An 18478-nucleotide genomic window follows, 5' to 3' on the forward strand; every position below is an offset into this window, starting at 1 on the left:
CAACCATGGAGGCGGCATCATGAAGATTGGCTTTATCGGACTCGGCAACATGGGCGCGCCGATGGCGCACAACCTGCTGAAAGCGGGCCATGCGGTCAACGTTTTCGACCTGAATACCCACGCCGTGCAGACGCTCGTCGAGGCGGGCGCGAAGGCCGCTGCGTCGCCGAAAGCGGCGGCGAGCGATGTCGAATGCGTGATCACGATGCTACCCGCGGCGGCGCATGTGCACAGCGTTCTGACCGCAGAAGACGGCGTGCTGGCCGGCATTCCCAAAGGCGTCGTCATCGTGGATTCGAGCACGATCGATCCGGCCAGCGTCAAAGCGTTCGCCGCACTCGCCTCGCAGCGCGGCAATACGTTTGTCGATGCGCCCGTGTCCGGCGGCACGGGCGGCGCCGCAGCGGGCACGCTGACCTTCATGGTGGGCGGCAGCGCGAGCACATATGAGCAGGTGAAGCCGGTGCTGTCGGCGATGGGGAAGAACATCGTGCATTGCGGCGACACGGGCACGGGCCAGGTCGCGAAGATCTGCAACAACCTTGTGCTCGGCATCACGATGGCGGGCGTGGCCGAAGCCATGTCGCTCGGCGAAGCGCTCGGCATCGACGTGAAGGTGCTCGGCGGCATCATCAATACGTCGACGGGGCGCTGCTGGAGCTCGGACACCTATAACCCGATGCCGGGCGTGATAGACGGCGCGCCGGCGTCGCGCGGTTATACGGGCGGCTTCGGCACGGACCTCATGCTGAAGGATCTGGGACTCGCCACGGACGCCGCGAAGCTCGCGCGTCAGCCCGTGTACCTCGGAGCGCTCGCCCAGCAGCTCTATCAGACGATGAGCGCAAAAGGCGCAGGACGTCTGGACTTTTCCGCAGTCATCAAGCTCTATCGTGACGACCGCGGGCAGGGCAGCGGCAACGGAGACGCGCGATGATCGAACTCGACTACGCGCACGGCGGAGCAGTGGCGCAACTCACACTGAGCCGCCCGCCCGCCAATGCCTTTACGCCGGAAGGCTTGCTGCACTTGCAGCAGACGGTTTCGCGCCTGAACGGCGAGGCGCGGGTTCGCGCCATCGTCGTCACCGGCGAGGGTCCGAAGTTCTTCAGCGCAGGCGCGGACCTGAATACTTTCGCCGACGGCAACCGCGAAGTCGCACGTGTCGCGGCAGCGCGCTTCGGCGCGGCCTTCGAAGCGTTGCAGAACGCGCGGCCCGTGGTGATCGCCGCGATCAACGGCTATGCGATGGGCGGCGGGCTCGAATGCGCACTGGCATGTGATATCCGGATTGCCGAACAGCACGCGGTGATGGCGCTGCCCGAGACCGCGGTCGGCCTCCTGCCCTGCGGTTGCGGCACGCAGACGCTGCCGTGGCTCGTCGGCGAAGGCTGGGCGAAACGCATGATTCTCACGGGCGAACGGGTAGATGCGGCCACCGCGCTGCGTATCGGTCTCGTCGAGGAGGTGGTGGAAAAGGGCGCCGCGCGCGAAGCCGCGCTCGCCATGGCGGCGCGCGTCGCGACGCTGAGTCCGCAGGCCGTGGGCTTCAGCAAGACGTTGATACATCAGGCGCGTCACGGCGTGCCGCGCTCGGCCGCGCTTGCACTGGAACGCGAGCGTTTCGTCGATCTGTTCGACGGGGCCGATCAGCGCGAAGGCGTCAATGCGTTCCTCGAAAAACGCGCGCCGCGCTGGCAGGTTATGCAGGACGGCGAGGCCGCGAACGCTCAGAACACCACGAGCGCCCCGCGGGCCGAACATGAGGAGACCGAACGATGAGCGCTTTACAAAGCGTCTTGCCCGAGTTTATGCCCGAAGCGCCGGTCGAAGCAGAACGCGAGATCCTGTTTCGCGTGGTCAACCGCGTCGCGATCATCACGCTGAACCGGCCGGCTGCGCTCAATGCGCTGTCCCACGCGATGATTCGCGAGCTCGCGGTACTGCTCGAGCATTGCCGACATGACGACGGCATTGTCGCGCTCGTGCTGAAAGGTGCTGGAAACAAGGGCTTTTGTGCGGGCGGCGATGTGCGCGAGGTGCATCGCCTCGCGACGAACGGCGATAACCGCTGGCTCGCGTTTTTCGTCGACGAATACCGGCTGGATTACGCGCTGCACACTTTTCCGAAGCCGGTGGTCGCGGTGCTCGACGGCATCGCGATGGGCGGCGGCATGGGACTCGGGCAGGCGGCGCGGCTGCGCATCGTGACCGAGCGCAGCAGGATCGCGATGCCGGAGACGCGCATCGGCTTCCTGCCGGACGTCGGCGCGACCCGCTTTCTTTCGGTCATGCCCGTGGAGTTCGAGTTGTATGTCGGTCTGACGGGCGCAACATTGTCGGGCGCCGACGCGTTGCGCCTGCAGCTCGCCGATCTGTGCGTGCCGGCCGACTGGCTTGCGTCTTCGGAAGAGCGCTTGCGGCGCATGTCGCACGACGGCGATCTTATGAGCGCATTGCGCGGCGTGTTCGAGCCGCCGTGCAACATCGTGCCGCACGCCGCGTTGGCGCCGTTGACGCAACGGGTGTTGCGGCATTTCGACCGGCGTTCCGGCGTCGACAGAATCATGGCGACGTTGCGGCAGGATCTCGAACGCGACCCGCCGCGCGAAGCGAGGCAGTGGCTGCAGTCCACGTGCGATGCACTCGCGGCCCATTCGCCCACCATGCTTTACGTGACGCGCGAGGCGCTCTTGCGCGGCCGCCAGATGACACTCGCCGAGTGCTTCAGGATGGAACTGGGCATCGTCAAACGGGCGATCGAAGAGGGCGATTTCTGCGAAGGCGTGCGGGCGCAATTGATCGACAAGGACCGCAAGGGACGCTGGGCGCCGGCCACGCTGGCGGAAGTGCGGCCCGAGCGCGTCAGGCATTTTCTGACTTCGCCGTGGAAGCGGGAGGCGCATCCGCTGGCGGATCTGGGCGCGGAAGTGAAGTAAGTGAAGTAACGGAAGTAAAGCGGGGCGGGAGGGGCGGGCGAAACCCGCGCCCGCTCATTGCATTCCCGGTCAGCCTTCCCCGGCCACCGCATCGCCGTGCACGATAGCCGGCGCAGGCGCTTGGTTTTGCGGTGCCTGCGCGCTTCGCACGCGCGAGATCCATAGAACGCCGGCAAGCGCGACCGCCACCGAGACCCAGCCGACGGTTCCATATCCGAGAATCCGGCCGTCAGAAGCATTACCGAGCATCAGGCCGCCGAACCACGCGCCGCAGCCTGTGCCCAATGCCTGCAGCGCGCTGTTTGCGCTGAGGAACGCACCTCGCCGATCGGGCTGCGGCACGGTGGTCAGCAGGGCCTGCATCGGCACCATCCGTGCGGACATGAGGACCATGAAGACGGGAAAGAACAGCAGCAGCGCGTAAAACGGCAGATCCGGCAAGTGCGTCACGAACAGTACCGGCAGGCAGGCAAGCAGCGCCGTGATCCGGAACACGCGCCGCGGGCCGAAGCGGTCCGCGAGCTTGCCGACGCGGCGCGAAGTGAAGAACGTTGCCGCGCCGCCGGCCATGTACAGCCACGACAACTGCTCGGGCGCGACGCCGTGGTTGGCTACCAGTACTGGCGAGATAAACGGAATGACGAGCATGTGCGCGACCATCATCACGAAAGTCAGCGCAAAGGCGGCCAGATGCCGTGGGTCGCAGAGAAGCCGCATCAAGTCCGGCAGCACTTCCACGAGCGGCGGCTGACGCCGGCTCAGATGCCCGGCGAGCGACGGCACGAGTCGCCAGCCGGCCAGCCAGATCGCGCCCGACAGTGCGACGAGCAGCAGAAATGGCGCGGCCCAGCCGAAATGCGCGCCCAACATGACGCCGGCCGGCACGCCCGCGATCGCGGCAAGCGAGAAGGCGGTCATGATGGTGCCGGTGGCGGCCCCTCGCCGTTGCACCGGAATCACGTCCGCCACGATGGCCATGATGACCGAGGCCAGCACGCCGCCCGTGATGCCCGCGAACGCGCGCGCGGCGAGCAGCAGGTGGAAGCTGTTTGCGAGCGCGCACGCGAGGTTCGACAACGCGAAGAGCGCATACATGGCGAGCAGAAGACGGCGCCTGTCGAAGCGGTCGATATAGGTGGCCGCGAACAGGCCCGACAAGCCCGAGCACCACGAATACGCCGACACGGCCGTTGCAAACTCGGCAGGCGTAATGCCGAACGAATGCATGATCTGAGGACCGAGCGGCATCATCACCATGAAGTCCATGATGATGGTGAACTGGGTTAGCGCAAGCAGCCAGAGCAGACGGCGCTCATGGTTTGCGTCGAGTGAATACATCGGCAGATTCCTTGTTGTTGTTTTGGGCGTGGCGCTCAGTCGTCGAGCGTTTCATGCACGGCCACGGCGCCCTGTTTCCAGTAGCTCGCCGCGCGAATGCGCGATTTGTCGACGCCGCGTTCCGTGCACAGGTGATAGCGAACGGCGCGAATCGTCGCGGATTCGCCCGCGGCCCACACATAGCCTTCGCCGTCTTGCGGCAGGCAGGTTGCGCGGACCGCTTGCAGCAAGGCCTCGCCGCGCGTGCCGCCTTCGCTGCGGTAACTCCACACGAGATGCAGCTCCGCCTGCGTCTTGAACTCGATGCGCGCCGACGGATCGGCTACCTCGATCACAGCCGCTACGCGCTTGCCGGCCGGCAGCTCCTCGAGGCGGCGCGCGATGGCGGGCAACGCGGTGTCGTCGCCGATCAGCAAGTGCCAGTCGAAAGCGGTGGGGATCACGAGCGAACCGCGCGGCCCGCCTATGCCGAGATACTGGCCGGTTTGCGCCTGCGCGGCCCACGTCGCCGCGGGGCCGGCATCGTGCATGGCGAATTCGATGTCGAGCTCGCGCGCCTCGCGGTCGAAGCGGCGCGGCGTGAAATCGCGCGCGACCGGTCGGCGTCCTTCGGGAAACACGGGACCCTCGGGGCCCGCTTGCGGCAGGACCGGCTTGTCGGCGCCGGGCTCCGGGAAGAACACCTTGATGTGGTCGTCGAATGAGGCGGACACGAAGTCGTGCAGGTCCTCGCCGGTCAAGGTCACGCGGATCAGATGCGGTGTGAGCGGCTGCACTTTTCTCACTTGCAGCAGGCGGAATTTCGGCGGATGCCGCACGCGTTGCACGGCGAGGTCGAGTCGATTTTCCTGAGTCGGCATGAAGACGCTACTCCTGTCGGTTCGTTGGCCGTATGGATTTGGTGTGAGGCGCGCAAAGCGCCGGCAGCGGCCAGTTCAGGTGGCGGCCTCTTTATCGTTAGGACCGCCTGGATTCTGTTCGCCTTCGATTTCCTGTGCGGCTCGCATGAGGATCGCGGCGATGCGGCGCTGCTCTTCAGCCGACGCGTTGTCACGGCGCAGCAGCGCATTTTTCAGCGCGCGGCGCGCCTGGTTCAGCTCGGGCAGCCAGCCGCCCTCGCTGATGTCGGCCGGCTCTTCGCCGGCAAATGCGCGGCGCACCGAATCCATCTTGCGCGCGATGTGGCTGAGCCTCGCCAGCATCAACTCGACGCGCTCGCGATTGGCCGCGAGATATTCGCGACCCGCCTGTGCGAGTTCATAGCGCTTGCGGTTGCCTTCGAGCTGCACGGTGACGTAGCCGAGCTCTTCCAGATAGGTCAGCGCCGGGTACACCATGCCGGGGCTCGGGCTGTAGAAGCCGTTCGAGCGCGTTTGCAGCGCCTTGATGAGCTCGTAGCCGTGGCTCGGTTGCGCGTCGATCAGCGAGAGCAGCAGCAGTTGCAGGTCATCGGAGCTGAATTTGCGGCCGCGGGGAAAGCCGTCGCCGTCGCCGCCGAAACCGCCCGGCCCGCCGCCGAAAGGACCGCGCCCGCCGCGATGCTCATGATGGCGGCCGATTGCGTGCCAGAGCGCATGCGCGGAGAAGCGGTGGACGCTTTCCGCGCCTTCGTCGCGAGCTGAATGGTGACGGGTCAACACATGCCAGAGCGCGTGGAGCGAGGGGCGCTCGAAGGGGGAGTCAAACGGGCGATCTGCGGCGTGCCGCCCGGCAAAGCGGTGGTGATGACGCATGATGCGTCCCTCCATGTGTGTCTTAAGATGTGTCGTAAGATATATATCTAAAGATAGTTTGTCAAACTGTTTTTTGCGGACAACCGCATCAACGGTACGTCCGTGGCCAGCCGTGAGCAGGTGCTCGGCGTCGGTCCGGGACTCTTCTGGCAGATGACTCGAACCCGCGCACGGTGGCTTAACGCATATACGGAAACCGCTGTACGTAACCGCACGCGCAACAGCCTCATCCTTCAGGCACAGATCGCCGCGTCGTTCTGAAAAAGCGAAGGGCGACAAATGTGGACAGAACGAGAGGGGCCGTTTCCAGCGGAAAAACGACCCCCAGGTGACACGCCTGACTACCGCTGCGCCACCGCGCCGGTTTCGCTCCAGCCGCCGCCCAGCACCTTGTACAGCGTGATCAGGTTGGACTGTTTGGCGAGCATGTCCGTGACCAGTTGCTGTTGCGCGGTGTAGAGCGTGCGTTGCGCGTCCAGCAGGGCGAGGAAGCTGTCGGTGCCGCTGTGGTAGCGTGCCTGCGCGAGGTCGTAGTACTGCTGCGCGGAGTTCACATAATCACGGTCTGCGATCACCTGCGTGACGTACGTCGTGCGTCCCGCGAGCGCATTCGACACTTCCTTGAACGCCGTCTGGATGGCCTTTTCGTAGTTGGCGATGTCGATGTCCTTTTCGACTTTCGCCACGTCCAGCGTGGCGCGGTTGTAGCCGAAGTCGAAGATAGGAACAGAGATGGACGGCGCAAACGTCCACGCGCCGGTGCCCGCCTTGAAGAGGTTCGAGAGGCTGCCGCTTGTGGTGCCCGCAGAAGCCGTCAGTTCGATCTTCGGAAGGAACGCGGCGCGCGCCGCGCCGATGTTGGCGTTGGCGGCCTTCAGCGTGTGCTCGGCTTCGACGATGTCGGGTCGGCGCGTGAGCAGATCCGACGGCACGCCTTCGCCGATGTCCGCGAACGTGTTTTCGCTTTCCATCAGCGAAGGGTACTGGGGCAGATCGTCGGGCAGCGGCGCGCCGATTTCGGCCACCAGGTTGTTGCGGTCCTGCGCCACCGCACGCGTGTACGAGGCGAGGCTCGAGCGCGCGCTCGCCAGCGAGCTTTCGGCCTGGCGCACGTCCTGCAGCGACGCGCTGCCCATCTTCATCATGCTCACCGTGAGCTCGTAGGTGTGCCGGTCCGCATCCACGGTGTTTTGCGCGATCTGCAACGAAGCTTCGTCGGAGAGCAGTTGCAGATAGTCGGTGGCGACCGTCGCGATCAGGCTGATCTGCGTGCTCGTGCGCGCCGCGTCCGTCGCCAGGTATTGCTCCAGTGCCTGACGCTTCAGGCTGCGCAGGCGGCCGAAAAAATCGATCTCCCACGACGTGAGGCCTACGCTCGCGCTGCTTGAGCTGTATGCGCTCGTGGAGCCTTCCACGCGTTCGCGCGTGACCGAGCCCGATGCGCTGATGGTCGGTCCGATGTTGGCGCGCGCAATGCGGTACTGCGCTTCGTACTCCGCCACATTGAGCGCGGCCACGCGCATGTCGCGGTTGTTCGCAAGCGCGAGTTCGATCAGTTTTTGCAGGCGCGGGTCCTTGAAAAAGTCGCGCCAGCCGAGGTCGGCAGCCAGCGGCGCCGCCGCGGTGGTCTGCGCCGCCTTCGGCTGCGCCGGCGCGGCGGACCAGGTGCTGTCGACCGGCGCGGCCGGGCGCTGGTACGTCGGGTCGAGCGTGCAGCCTGCCAGTGCGGCCGCACATAGAAGGGCGATCAGTGTGCGTTTCATGCGTTGCCCTCGTTGATGTTGGCAGAGTGCGTGGCGTGACCGTGTTCCTTGAACAGTCTGCGCACCACGACGAAGAAGACCGGTACGAAGAAGATGGCGAGCACCGTGGCCGCGATCATGCCGCCTGTCACACCCGTGCCGATGGCGTGGCGTGCACCGGCGCCGGCACCCGTGCTGATGACGAGCGGCAGCACGCCGAACACAAACGCGAGCGAGGTCATGAGAATGGGCCGCAGCCGCATGTGGGCGGCTTCAAGTACGGCGTCCACGAGGCTGTACCCCTGCGCCTGCAGATCCTTCGCGAACTCGACGATCAGAATGGCGTTCTTCGTGGAAAGCCCGATGGTGGCCAGCAGTCCCACCTTGAAGTAGATGTCGTTCGAAAGTCCGCGCCCATGCGCGGCAAGCACCGCACCGAGCACGCCGAGCGGCACGACGAGCAGCACCGCGAGCGGAATCGACCAGCTTTCGTAGAGACCCGCGAGGCACAGGAAAACGACGATGAGCGAGATCGCATAGAGCGTCGTGGCCTGAGAGCCCGCCTGCTTCTCCTGGTACGATTGTCCTGTCCATTCCAGAGCGAAGCCGGGCGGCAGTTTGTGCGTGAGCTGCTCGACCGCGTTCATGGCCTCGCCGGTGCTCACACCGGGCCGCGTGGAGGCCGAAATGCCCATGGCCAACCGCCGGTTGTAACGCTCGATCTGCGGCGGCCCGAACGTCCAGTGGCTTTTTGCGAACGACGAGAAGGGCACCATCGTGGAGTCGTAGCCTGTGGTGCTCGTGCTCGTGCTCGTAGACGATGAGGACGACGAACTGCTGGTCGCTTTCACATACCAGTCGCCCAGGTCGGTGGGCATCATGCGATACGGCGCGTCGGACTGCACATAGACCTTCTGTACGCGTCCCGTGTCGATGTAGTTGTTCACGTAGGACGAGCCGAACGCGGTCTGCAGCGTGTCGTTGACGTCGGACACGGACAGCCCCAGCGCATTGGCCTTTTTGCGGTCGATGTCCACCTGCAGCTGCGGCGTGTCTTCAAGGCCGGAAGGGCGGACCATCGCGAGCGTCGGTTCCTTCGACGCCATGCCGAGAAACTGGTTGCGCGCGGCGAGCAGCTTGTCGTGACCCGCGCCGCCGCGGTCTTCGATCTCGAAGTCGAGACCGCTTTGCGTGCCGAGTTCCTGAATGGCGGGCGGATTCAGCACGAAGATGCGCGCATCGCGATTCCCCGCGAAATGCTGGTTGGCGCGCGCGATGATGGCCTGCGCGCTGTCACGCGCGCTGCGCTGGCTCCAGTCCTTGAGGCTCACGAACGCGATGGCGTTGTTCTGCCCTTGCCCGTTGAAGCTGAAGCCGTTGATGGCGATTACCTGCTTCACGCCCGGCTCGTCCTTCAGCACGTACTGCTCCACGGCCTGCACCGTCTTCAGCGTGCGCGATGCCGGCGTGCCCGCTGGCGTGCTGATCGATACGATGAAGTAGCCCTGGTCCTCGTCGGGCAGGAACGAGGAGGGCAGCGTGACGTAGAGCAACGCCACGATGCCGGCGATCACGCCGTAGACCAGCATGTACCGCGCAGGCCGGGCCACCACGCGGGCGAGCGACGAACTGTAGCCCGCGTTGCCTTTCGCAAACCAGCGATTGAACCAGCCGAAGAAGCCACGCTTCTCGTGGTGCTCCACGTCGGCGCGCTTGAGGAGCGTGGCGCACAGGGCCGGCGTGAGCGTGAGCGCGAGCACGACCGACAGCAGCATCGCGGACACGATCGTGATGGAGAACTGCCGGTAGATCGCGCCGGTCGAGCCCGAGAAGAACGCCATTGGAATGAACACGGCGGTGAGCACCGTGGTCACGCCGATCAGCGCGCCCGTGATCTGGCCCATCGCCTTGCGCGTGGCTTCCTTCGGTTCGAGCTTCTCCTCGCTCATGATGCGCTCGACGTTCTCCACCACCACGATCGCATCGTCCACGAGCAGGCCGATGGCGAGCACCATGGCGAACATGGAAAGCACGTTGATCGAGAAACCGATCATCGACATCACGCCGAATGTGCCCAGCAGCGCGACCGGCACCACGATGGTGGGAATCAGCGTGGCGCGCACGTTCTGCAGGAACAGATACATCACGAGAAACACCAGCACGACCGCTTCGAACAGCGTCTTCACGACCTCTTCGATCGAAATGCGCACGAATGGCGTGGTGTCGTACGGATAACTGATCGCGACGTCCTTCGGCAGTTGCGGCTGGAGTTCGGCGAGCTTCGCACGCACCGCTTTGGCCGCTTCGAGCGCGTTCGCGCCGGTCGCAAGCTTGACGGCGAGCGCCGCGGCGGGTTTGCCGTTGAGGCGAGACGAGGTTTCGTAGCTGTCGCCGCCCACCTCGACGCGCGCCACGTCCTTGAGCAGCACACCCGAGCCGTCGCTGTTCACGCGTAGCAGGATGTTGGCGAACTGATCAGCCGTGGTGAGCAGGCTGGACGAGCGGATGGTGGCGTTGATGGCCTGCGAATCCGTGGCAGGCGCGCCGCCCACCTGGCCCGTGGAGAGCTCGACATTCTGGTTCGTAATGGCCGTGGTCACGTCCGAAGCCGTGAGGCCGACGCTGCGCAGCTTCACCGGATTCAGCCAGACGCGCATGGCGTGCTGCGCGCCGAACAGCGTCACGTCGCCCACGCCGTTGAGCTGCGAGAGCGGGTCCTCGATCTGGCTCGCGATGATGTTGCCGAGATCCACCGAGTTCCAGGTGCCGGCCGGCGACGAGAGCGCGACGATCATGAGGAAGTTCGTCGACGCCTTCGCCACCTGAACGCCTTGCTCCTGCACCGTTTGGGGCAGCGTGGGCGTGGCCTGCGACACTTTGTTCTGAACCTGCACCTGCGCGATGTCGGGATTCGTGCCGGGGTTGAACGTCAAGGTGATGGTGGCCTGCCCTGCGGAACTGCTCGTGGACGACATGTACAGCACGTTGTCGATGCCGCTCAGCTTCTGCTCGATCACCTGGGTGACGGTGGCCGCGATGGTATCGGCCGAGGCGCCGGGGTAGGTGGCCGTGATCTGCACCGAGGGCGGCGCGATGGTGGGGTACTGCTCTACGGGAAGGCTCGTGACCGCCGCCGCACCCACCAGCATGATGACGATGGCCATGACCCACGCGAGGATCGGACGCCTGATGAAGAACTCTGCCATGCCGTTCTCCGCCTAGCGTTGTGCCGACACGGTCGAGGCCGTGTCTGTCGCGGATGTCCCCGATGCCGCATCCACCTGCCTCTGCGACGTATCGGCGGCCACCTTGACCGGCGCGCCTGCATGCACGCTCTGCAGACCGCTCACGATCACGCGGTCCCCGGCGTGCAGACCCGAGGTCACGATCCATTGGTCCCGGAACGCGTTGTCGGCTGTTACCTGCACCTGCTGCGCGTTGCCGGCCGCATCCACCACGTAGACGCTCGCCTTGCCGTCGGACGCGCGCGTGACCGCCATCTGCGGCACGAGTATCGCGTTGTCGTTCTTGCCTTCTACGAGGCGGGCGCGCACGAACATGCCGGGCAGCAATTCCCGTTCGGGGTTGGGAAACGTGCTGCGCAGCGTGACCGAACCCGTGGTGGCGTCCACCGTGACGCCGGAGAACTGCAGCGCGCCGGGGTGGGCGTATTCGGTGCCGTCTTCCATCACGAGCGTGACGGCGGCGCTGTCGCTGCCCGTCTTCTTCAGGCGCCCGGAAGCGAAGGCCTTGCGCAGCTTCAGCCATTCGCTGCTGGGCCGTGTGACGTCGAGGTACATCCGGTCGAACGCCTGGATGGTGGCGAGCGCGGTGGTCTGATCGGAGGTCACGAGCGCACCTTCGGTCACAGTGGATGCGCCGATGCGCCCTGAAATCGGCGCCCGCACGCGTGTGTATTCGAGGTTCACGCGCGACGATTCGAGCGATGCCTCGTCGGCCGTGACACTGGCCGCGTTTTCGCGAACGGCGGCGACGGCATCGTCGTAGTCCTGCTTGCTCACGGCGTTGATCTTCACGAGTTCCGTGTAGCGGTCCGCCTTCGTCTTCGCCGAAGCCAGCGTGGCGCGGGCGTTTTCGAGCGTGCCGCGCGCCTGGTTGTAGGCGGCCTGATAGGTGGCCGGGTCGATCTGATAGAGCACCTGGCCCGCGGTGACGTCGCTGCCTTCCACGAACAGGCGCTTGAGGACGATGCCGCTCACCTGCGGGCGAACGTCCGAGACCTTCTGTGATGAGAGGCGACCGGAGAGTTCGGTGGTCTCGACGATGTGCTGCGGCGCGAGCGTGAGCACGCCCACCTGGGCCGTTTGCGCGGCCAGTCCGCCCGGCGGTCCGCCTGTTTGCCGGTTACAGCCGGCGATGCCGACTATGGCGAGTATCGAGAGTGCAGCAAACAGCTGGCGCGGCCTGCACGTCATAGGGTGGTGCGGGTGGTTCTGAAGGATGGGCGTCTTCATCTTTGACCTGTTTGGACATCGCGACGGCGCGATGCGAGAACGGGACGGCACCGGACGCTTCAGTAGCAGCAGAGCGGAACCGGTGCTGGGCAAGGCGTAACGCTACCGAGGGCGGAGGTTTTCGTGCTTACGGAAACTTACTGTCCAGTTACGCGCCAAGACAGGCGAAAGAGAAGAAAGAGAATCGGGCTTTCGGCGCACCCAACATCCCCGTGGCCGGAGCGTTGTGCCGCTTTCGTTAGCGAGCGCAACTCCCAGTAATATTCAGAAAGCCAATCGGGTTCTCCTTGGGCTACGATTACCGCGTCCTCACCTCTCTTCGAACGATGGAAGTGCAAGCACCCGCCCTGTCCGACGCCGCCCTGCAAGTCCTGCTCGTCGATGACGACGCCGAACTGCGCGACCTGTTGCGCAAGTTTTTCCAGCAGCGCGGCATCGCGTTCTCCGTTCTGCACGACGCTGTGAATCTCGCGCGGCGGCTGCAGCGCGAGCGGCCGTCCGTCATCGTGCTGGACCTCATGATGCCGGGCGTAGACGGCCTCACCGCGCTCAAGCAGCTGCGCGCGAGCGGCGACACGATTCCGGTCATCATGCTGACCGCGCGGGCCGAAGGCGTGGAGCGCGTGCTGGGGCTGGAACTCGGGGCGGACGACTATCTCGGCAAGCCGTTCATGCCGCAGGAGCTGCTCGCGCGGATTCGCGCGGTGCTGCGCCGCCACGGTCCGCAGCAAACCACGGTGGTACAGAAGAAGCGCGCCCCTTGCCGGTTCGGTCGTTTCGAACTGGATTTTTCAACCCGCACGCTGCGATGCGAAGGCACCCCCGTGAAGCTCACGGGCGGGGAGTATGCGCTGCTCGAGGTGCTGGCCTTGCACTCCAGAGAGACGCTTTCGCGCACGCGGCTGATTGAGCTGCTGCACGGCCCGGATGCCGAAGTCACCGAGCGCGGCATCGACGTGCCGGTATGGCGCCTGCGCCGCCTGATCGAGGACGACCCGTCCAATCCCCGACGGCTGCAAACCATGCGCGGCGTCGGCTATATGTTCATTCCGGACGGCGCGGCCGATGAAGAATCCGCTTGATTCGATGTTTGGCCGGCTCGTCGTCGCCACGGTAAGCCTGCTCGTGCTGGTTCACCTCACGTCGCTGCTGTTGATTGAGCAAACCCGCGCGAGCCTCGCCGCCTTCCATATTGCGCGCGTCGTGGAGGCGGGCGCCAGCATGGTCCAGCAGGACAGCGCAGGCGCGCGGTCCGTGGCGAACATCCTCGGTATTTCGTTCGTGGACCTGAAGCAACTGCCGGCGGCCGAGGCCCAGCGCTTCCGCGGCGACACGGGCGGGCCCATCGAATGGCAACTGCGGCACGTGCTGCCGCCCGGCACCCACGTGGCGATGGACGACCAGGGGACGCTGCGGGTGCTTCCCGCGGACAGCATGCGCGGTATCGTGCTGCCGCAGGCAGAGGTGCCGCTGAGCCGCTTCACGGGAGCCCTTGCCTTGACACTGGCGTTTGCCATAGTAGTCGCCGTCGTACTTGCATGGCGATTCAACGGGACGGTGCGCGACCTCGCCGCCGCCGCGCGCGAGCACCGAACCGGGCACCACGCAAGCATCGTGCGCAAGCGGGGACCGCGTGAGGTGCGCGAGCTGATCGGCGACTTCAACGACATGACCCGCGAACTGGCCGACGCCGAGCGGGAGCGCGCCGTGATGCTCGCCAGCATCGCGCACGACCTGCGTACACCGCTCACGCGCATGCAGGTGCGCGCAGACCTGCTGACCGATCCCGAAGATCGCGACGGCTTTCTGCGCGACACGGACTCCATGTCGCGCGTCATCACGCAGTTTCTGGACTTTGCACGCGAGAGTCCGGAAAGCTCGCCCATGACGAGCGTGGACGCTTACTGTCGCCGCGATTACACCGACGCACTGAGTCCCAGCGGCGCAGCGGACACCGACGCGCTCGTGACGCTCGATCTGCGCGCCGGGGGGGATTTCATGCTGCCCATCGTGGATATAGACCGCATTCTGTCGAACCTCGTCGAGAACGCGCTGACCTACGGCGAGCCGCCCGTGGAGCTCGTCACGCGAGCGCATGACGGGTATTACGAACTCGTCGTGCGCGACCACGGACCTGGCGTGTCCGAGCCGGACCTCGACCGGGTGCTGCGTCCGTTCGTCCGGCTCGATTCCGCGCGCGGTGGCACCATGCACAGCGGGCTGGGTCTCGCCATCGTGCGCCGCCTCGTCCGCCATCACGGCGGCGCGCTGCAGCTTTCCAACGCTGCCGACGGTGGGTTCGTCGTCGCGATGAGCTTTCCGAAGCACATTGCCGCACGATGAAGCGCGGCACACGGAGTCATCTCAGGACGCGGTCCCGTCATCGCCAGGTGACATACTCTCCACTCCAATGCGCCGTGTGCCTGGCAGGAGACTTGCTTTACACTCCGCCGTCTCCGTTCGTTCATGATCTTCAATGCCGAGACCCTCGTTTTCCACTCAGCTTCTCACGCTCTGGATTCTCATCGCCGTGCTGTGCGGTTTGCTGAGTGTTGCCGTGTGGCTCATGTTGTCGTCGGCGCTGAGCGAGCGCGTCGTCACCGCCAGGCAGCAAGCGGCGGCCGCTTGCACCGCGGTTGCATCGCGCTACGACCTGTCGATGCGGCGCTCCGGCGAAACCAACGTCGATCTGATGCACGCGGTGCTCGATCTTGTGCTGCTCCAGACCGACGGTGTAGAAGGCGGCTTCTGGACCAGTCAACCGCCTTCGAATGCGTCGAGCGGCTTTGTTGCGTACGCATTTCCTACCTATGGAGGCAGCGGCGTTAAACGCGATGTTCCTGAAGCCGAGACGCCACTTATTCTCCGTGCACTGAAGAGCGCTTTCAGTACCCGGCAGTTGCAGTCAGAGACAGTGCTGAGCGGGACGGACGCCGTGCTCGCGGTCGCCTGTCCGGTCCCGCATCACGCGGACCTGCTCGCCTGGACGTTGACGCGCGCCCGACCGCCGCTTGGACCCTACGGCGAGCGCGCCGCCGCCATCCTGGCCGGTGTGCTCGCCGTCATCGTCATGATGGCGCTGTTTCTGGCGCTGACGCTCAAGCGATGGCGACAGAGCCTCGCGCGGCTCGAACATGCGCTCGCACCTGACGGTGGATTCGAGCGCGGCAAGCGGCTTGAGCGCTTCGGCGAACGCGATCTCGACCAGATCGTCGATGCGCTTAACCGCTACGGAGAGCGTGCGGAGCGACTCAAGCACGATGCCAACGCGCTGAACCGGCAACTCGCAGAGGCCGAGCGGTTCAGCACGTTGGGGAAGATGGCGGCGCAAATCGCGCATGAGATTCGCAATCCGGCGGGCGCGATGCGGCTCAAGGCCGAGAACGCGCTGGCGGGTGACGGCGCACGCCGCGAAGCCGCGTTGAGGACCATCATCGAGCAGGTGGCGCGCATCGAGCTGCAAGTGACGAGCCTGCTGGCGCTGACACAATCGGTGACGGTCCGCCCATGCGAGGTCGATCTGCGCGCGTGGCTCGACGATATCGTTCATACGCACGAATCGCGCGCTGAAAGTAGACATGTCACGCTCGGCGCGGAAGTTGCGCAGAATCCGACGCGGCCCGTTTTCGATCCCGCGCAGATGGCACGTGCGCTCGACAACCTTCTTGTGAACGCGCTCAGGCACGCGCCGTCAGGCGGGAACGTGACGGTCCGCGCGTATTGCGCCGTCGCGCAGGGAGGTGAACGGCTCAGGCTCGAAGTCATCGATAATGGTGCCGGCGTGGGGCCGGCCGAGCGCGAGCGGATCTTCGAGCCCTTCGTGACGGGCCGTCCCGAGGGATCGGGTCTCGGTCTTGCCGTCGTCCGCGAGATTGCGTCGGCGCATGGTGGGCGCGCCTACCTTGCGGAAGATTCGAACGTGACACGCTTTGTGATCGACTTGCCATGGCGACCATCCTGATCATCGATGACGACGACGCGTTCCGCGAAGGCCTTGCGGAAACCGTGCAGGACCTCGGCTACTCGCCGTCCGAAGCCCGGTCCGGCGATGACGCGTTCGAGCAGTTGCGCGGGCGTGCCGCGCCCGACTGCATCTTTCTCGACTTCCGCTTGCCGGGCGCTGACGGCCTCGCCGTGCTGGAAACGCTGCGCAAAACGCCGGGGCTACAGAGCGTACCGGTCGTGATGCTCACCGCGCACGCGACAAGCGACAACACCATCGGGGCAATGCGGCTCGGCGCTTTCGAGCACCTCACCAAGCCGGTCGGACGGGACGAGATCGCCGCGCTGCTCAAGCGCATTCTGTCGGCCCAGGCCGACGCGCCCGCCGCACGCGTGTTCCCCGACGAGGCACGAGCCGATGAGCCGCAGCTGCTCGGCGTGAGCGAGACCATGCGTGAGGTGCAGAAGCGCCTCGGCCGCGCGGCGGGTGGGGGTTCGACCGTGCTGATCACCGGTGAAACGGGGACCGGTAAGGAAATTGCGGCGCGGGTGCTGCATCGTGCGTCGGCGCGCGCGAGCGGTCCCTTCGTCGCGGTGAACTGCGCCGCCATTCCCGACGACCTGCTCGAGAGCGAACTCTTCGGACACGGCAAAGGCGCATTCACGGGCGCACAGGGCGACAGGCGAGGGCGCGTCGAGGAAGCGCATGGCGGCACGCTCTTTCTGGATGAAGTCGGCGATATGTCGCTTCCCATGCAAGCGAAGCTCCTGCGCGTGCTTCAGGAGCGGCAAGTCACTCCGCTCGGCACGAACCGGATCGTAACGGTCGATGTGCGTGTCGTCGCCGCCACGCATCGCGATCTCGCTTCGATGGTCGCGGCCGGGACGTTCCGGCAAGACCTGCTGTTTCGTCTCAACGTCATTCCGCTGCATATGCCGCCGCTGCGCGAGCGCGTGGCCGATATCCTGCCGCTCGCCGAGCACTTCCTTGCGAGTGCATCGGTCGATCCCGCGCGCAAACATCTTTCAGCCGATGCGCAGCGCCTGCTCGCCACCTTCGCCTGGCCCGGCAACGTCCGGGAGTTGGCCAATGCGATCGAGCGGGCGAGCGCGCTTGCGCCGGCCCAGGTGCTCACGCGTGACGATTTCGCGTTTCTGTCCGCGACGCGCGACAGCGCGGATGACCCGATTCCCCCGGCGCTGCTCGAGCTTCCGCTGCCGCAAGCGGTGGCGCAACTGGAGCGCGCGCTGATTGTTCATGCGCTGTCGGCATCGGGCGGCAATCGCGCCGAGGCGGCGCGGCGGCTCGGCATCAGCCGCCAGTCGCTCTACACGCGCATGGCGTCGCTGGGCATGTCCGACGCCTCCGTCTGAAGCGCGCACCGTCCGGAATTGGACATGTGCCGTCCGGTACTTTGACACTTCCACACGGCGTGGTCGCGCAATGCGTCGAGCCGCCGGCGTTTCCAGATTGGCATACGCCTTGCAGATAATTCCTCGCTACGCAAAAGGAGTGAATCATGCAATCGACCCGATATGCCAGCTTGCGAATCGCCGTGCTCGCGGCCTTGCTTACAGCGAACGCCGTCTGCGCAGCACAATCCGCTGCAACGCCGACACCGCCGGCCGTCGGCACAGATCCTCCGCTGCCTTCCCTCTCCGCAACGCCGCTGCCTGCGCCGCCGCAAGGCGCAGAGCCGCGTGCGCTTGCCGACGCGGCTTCGGTCGCGATCACGCGCGGCACCGTCGTGCGTTTCCTCACGAATCCGGATGGCGACGTCGATGGCTTCATCACCGACGACGGTACCCTCGTGCGCTTTCCTCCGCATATGAGCGCGCAACTGACTTCGGCAGTTCGTCGCGGTGACCTCGTAGAAGTGAGCGGCAGACGTGAGGAAGGTGGCGGCCTGGCGGCTCGACGCATCACCGACACACAGACGGGCCGGCAGGTGATCGACGAGCCGCCGATGCGCGGCGTACAGCCGATGCCGCGCGCCGCGCGCGAAGGAGGACTCTCGCGCCTGAGCGCGCAAGGACAGGTCGCGCACATTACGACCGCACCGCGCGGCGAACCCGATGGCGTGATCCTCTCCGACGGCACGGTGATCAAACTCACCCCGCCCGTGGCTCAACAGTTTGCGGCCCTGGTGCGGACGGGGGCGACCGTATCGGCGCAAGGCTACGGCACGCGCAATCAATACGGCACCGCGCTTCAGGCGACCGCCTTCGGCTCGCCGGGCAATCTGACTCCGCTCTACGAGCGGAACGCGCCCATGCCGCCCATGCCGCAGATGCATTGAGGCAGCGCC

15 protein-coding genes are annotated in these 18478 nt (G+C 65.7%); 9 read left to right on the top strand and 6 right to left on the bottom strand.

Going from position 1 to position 18478, the window contains the following annotated elements:
- Positions 1-19 precede the first annotated feature (19 nt).
- The 3 genes from mmsB to ACEN8U_RS06705 are packed head-to-tail and all read left to right on the top strand — an operon-like array spanning position 20 to position 2939.
- Positions 20-937: a 3-hydroxyisobutyrate dehydrogenase gene (mmsB, locus tag ACEN8U_RS06695; RefSeq protein ID WP_310107457.1), complete on the top strand. Its 918-nt coding sequence runs from the start codon at positions 20-22 to the stop codon at positions 935-937.
- Complete coding sequence (locus tag ACEN8U_RS06700; protein ID WP_310107458.1) at positions 934-1782, top strand: enoyl-CoA hydratase; 849 nt, start codon at positions 934-936, stop codon at positions 1780-1782. The genes mmsB and ACEN8U_RS06700 overlap by 4 nt, the downstream gene beginning before the upstream one ends.
- Entirely contained in the window at positions 1779-2939 is a 1161-nt protein-coding gene (locus ACEN8U_RS06705) for an enoyl-CoA hydratase/isomerase family protein (RefSeq protein ID WP_310107460.1), read from the top strand. Before ACEN8U_RS06700 ends, ACEN8U_RS06705 begins: the two co-directional genes overlap by 4 nt.
- Before the next feature lie 69 nt (positions 2940-3008).
- Here ACEN8U_RS06705 and ACEN8U_RS06710 read toward each other — a convergent pair whose 3' ends face one another.
- From ACEN8U_RS06710 to ACEN8U_RS06720, 3 genes are all read right to left on the bottom strand, one after another.
- The gene (locus ACEN8U_RS06710) at positions 3009-4277 is read right to left on the bottom strand and encodes an MFS transporter (protein WP_310107462.1); all 1269 of its coding nucleotides are present in this window, start codon (positions 4275-4277) and stop codon (positions 3009-3011) included.
- Positions 4278-4312: 35 nt separating this feature from the next.
- Positions 4313-5137 carry a siderophore-interacting protein gene (locus tag ACEN8U_RS06715; RefSeq protein WP_310107464.1) on the bottom strand — a complete coding sequence of 275 codons (825 nt, stop codon included), beginning with the start codon at positions 5135-5137 and terminating at the stop codon, positions 4313-4315.
- A 75-nt stretch (positions 5138-5212) separates the two neighbouring features.
- On the bottom strand, positions 5213-6010 hold the full coding sequence (locus tag ACEN8U_RS06720) for a PadR family transcriptional regulator (RefSeq protein WP_310107466.1): 798 nt from the start codon (positions 6008-6010) through the stop codon (positions 5213-5215).
- 120 nt (positions 6011-6130) lie between these two features.
- On the opposite strand from ACEN8U_RS06720, the gene ACEN8U_RS06725 reads away from it, so the two are divergent.
- Entirely contained in the window at positions 6131-6271 is a 141-nt protein-coding gene (locus ACEN8U_RS06725; protein WP_310108057.1) for a hypothetical protein, read from the top strand.
- An 80-nt stretch (positions 6272-6351) separates the two neighbouring features.
- Here the strand turns inward: ACEN8U_RS06725 and ACEN8U_RS06730 are convergent, their stop codons facing one another.
- Genes ACEN8U_RS06730 through ACEN8U_RS06740 form a run of 3 tightly spaced genes read right to left on the bottom strand, consistent with a single transcriptional unit; the run spans position 6352 to position 12227 of the window.
- Positions 6352-7773, bottom strand: a complete 1422-nt coding sequence (locus tag ACEN8U_RS06730; RefSeq protein WP_310107469.1) for an efflux transporter outer membrane subunit — start codon at positions 7771-7773, stop codon at positions 6352-6354.
- The gene (locus tag ACEN8U_RS06735) at positions 7770-10958 is read right to left on the bottom strand and encodes an efflux RND transporter permease subunit (RefSeq protein ID WP_310107470.1); all 3189 of its coding nucleotides are present in this window, start codon (positions 10956-10958) and stop codon (positions 7770-7772) included. Before ACEN8U_RS06735 ends, ACEN8U_RS06730 begins: the two co-directional genes overlap by 4 nt.
- Before the next feature lie 12 nt (positions 10959-10970).
- Positions 10971-12227, bottom strand: a complete 1257-nt coding sequence (locus ACEN8U_RS06740) for an efflux RND transporter periplasmic adaptor subunit (RefSeq protein ID WP_310107471.1) — start codon at positions 12225-12227, stop codon at positions 10971-10973.
- A 326-nt stretch (positions 12228-12553) separates the two neighbouring features.
- Between ACEN8U_RS06740 and ACEN8U_RS06745 the strand changes: the two genes are divergently transcribed.
- The 5 genes from ACEN8U_RS06745 to ACEN8U_RS06765 all read left to right on the top strand — a co-directional run bounded on the left by ACEN8U_RS06745 (position 12554) and on the right by ACEN8U_RS06765 (position 18469).
- Entirely contained in the window at positions 12554-13309 is a 756-nt protein-coding gene (locus ACEN8U_RS06745; RefSeq protein ID WP_310108059.1) for a response regulator, read from the top strand.
- Positions 13293-14570, top strand: coding sequence for an ATP-binding protein (locus ACEN8U_RS06750; RefSeq protein ID WP_310107473.1), 1278 nt, complete (start codon positions 13293-13295; stop codon positions 14568-14570). Before ACEN8U_RS06745 ends, ACEN8U_RS06750 begins: the two co-directional genes overlap by 17 nt.
- A 133-nt stretch (positions 14571-14703) precedes the next feature.
- Positions 14704-16188 carry a HAMP domain-containing sensor histidine kinase gene (locus ACEN8U_RS06755; protein WP_310107475.1) on the top strand — a complete coding sequence of 495 codons (1485 nt, stop codon included), beginning with the start codon at positions 14704-14706 and terminating at the stop codon, positions 16186-16188.
- On the top strand, positions 16173-17543 hold the full coding sequence (locus tag ACEN8U_RS06760) for a sigma-54 dependent transcriptional regulator (RefSeq protein ID WP_310107477.1): 1371 nt from the start codon (positions 16173-16175) through the stop codon (positions 17541-17543). Before ACEN8U_RS06755 ends, ACEN8U_RS06760 begins: the two co-directional genes overlap by 16 nt.
- A gap of 146 nt (positions 17544-17689) precedes the next feature.
- Positions 17690-18469, top strand: a complete 780-nt coding sequence (locus ACEN8U_RS06765) for a hypothetical protein (protein ID WP_310107479.1) — start codon at positions 17690-17692, stop codon at positions 18467-18469.
- Positions 18470-18478 lie beyond the last annotated feature (9 nt).

The sequence above is a fragment of the Paraburkholderia phenoliruptrix genome, assembly GCF_047325075.1.
GTDB classification, from domain to species: Bacteria; Pseudomonadota; Gammaproteobacteria; order Burkholderiales; family Burkholderiaceae; genus Paraburkholderia; species Paraburkholderia phenoliruptrix.